Origin of the sequence: Delftia sp. ZNC0008 (assembly GCF_000799035.1) — a bacterium.
In the GTDB taxonomy this organism is placed as follows: Bacteria; Pseudomonadota; Gammaproteobacteria; order Burkholderiales; family Burkholderiaceae_C; genus Comamonas; species Comamonas tsuruhatensis.
The window spans coordinates 1-1,054 of the sequence record NZ_JTKZ01000931.1; the positions used below are offsets into that span (position 1 = coordinate 1).

The 1,054-nt window shown below is 70.6% G+C and carries 3 protein-coding genes; all 3 read right to left on the minus strand.

Translation table 11 applies throughout. The annotated features are described in order from the left end of the window. The coding region (locus L995_RS30010) for a DUF4880 domain-containing protein (RefSeq protein WP_047475102.1) at nt 1–195 on the minus strand (195 nt) is incomplete at its 3' end. After that, a complete protein-coding gene (locus L995_RS30015) occupies nt 192–755 on the minus strand; it encodes an RNA polymerase sigma factor (RefSeq protein ID WP_047217939.1) in 564 nt (187 codons plus the stop codon). The genes L995_RS30010 and L995_RS30015, both read right to left, overlap by 4 nt. A 146-nt stretch (nt 756–901) precedes the next feature. Continuing rightward, nucleotides 902–1,054 (minus strand): ATP-binding protein (locus tag L995_RS32605; RefSeq protein WP_231574566.1); only part of this gene is annotated, 153 nt, incomplete at its 5' end.

The following is a 1,054-nucleotide window of genomic DNA, read 5'->3' on the forward strand; positions in this document are numbered from 1 at the left end:
GGCCAGGGCCTCGGTGCGGGGCGTGGAGTCGAAGTCCTGCCACAGCGCCTCGAAGGCGGCGTATTCGGCGGCGTGGCGCGGGTCGGCGTCCATCCAGCGGCGCCAGGCAGCGGCATCGGCGGCGCCCGGCCGCGCTCCCGCATCCCGGTGCATGCGTATGAACCAGCGCGCGGCTTCCTCGCGCGGCGTGCTCATGGCGCGAGCAGCTCGCGTGCGGCGCGCAGGTCCAGCAGGGCGCGCATCAGGTGGCGCTCCACCATGTTCAGGCTGATGCCCAGCATGGCGGCAATCTGGGGCTGGGAGTGGCCTTCCACCTTGCACAGCCAGAACACCTCGCGGCAGCGCGCAGGCAATCCCTGGATGACACGCTGCACGGCGCCCAGGCGCTGCTGCAGGTCGGCCAGCATCTCGGCCGAAGGCACCGTGAAGGCTTCCTGCAAGGCGATTTCGTCCGCGCGTGCCACCGGGTGCTGCGCGGCGCCGGCCTCGCCTGCCAGCTCGGGCAGGGGCACGAAGCGGCGCTCATGCGCCATCTGGTCGGCCAGCACGGTGCGCGCCACCACGCGCAGGTAGGCATGCGGCTGGGCGATGCCTTCGTGCCGGCCGCTGAGGGCGTAGCGCACGAAGGCGTCATGCAGCACATCCTGCGCGCGGTGGATGCAGCGCGTGCTGCGCCAGATGGCGGGCAGCAGGCTGCCATAGGCCCAGTGCAGGTCCAGGCCCAGCCAGGCGGCAGGAGTCGGATGGCGTGTCATACAAGCAAGCGGGGAGGAAAGGCAGGCGGGCAGGGCGGGACGAAGTGCTGGCATTCTAAATGAGACTTTTTCTCATTTGTTGCCACCCGTTTGCCACTTGTTCACCACCCGTTTGCCGGCCGCAGGCGCGCCGGCCGGCGGTGCCGCTACAGCAGCTCCGCCGGTCGCGTCTCCGATGCGCTGCGGCAGGGAAGGGTGATGCGAAACAGCGAGCCGCCCTCGGGCCGGTTGCTGGCCACGATGGTGCCGTCCATGGCGTCGATGATCTTGCGGCAGATGGCCAGCCCCAGGCCCGTGCC

Bases quoted from the DNA above. Each gene is read 5' to 3' on its own strand.
- L995_RS30015 (WP_047217939.1), bottom strand. From the start codon at position 755: ATGACACGCCATCCGACTCCTGCCGCCTGGCTGGGCCTGGACCTGCAC.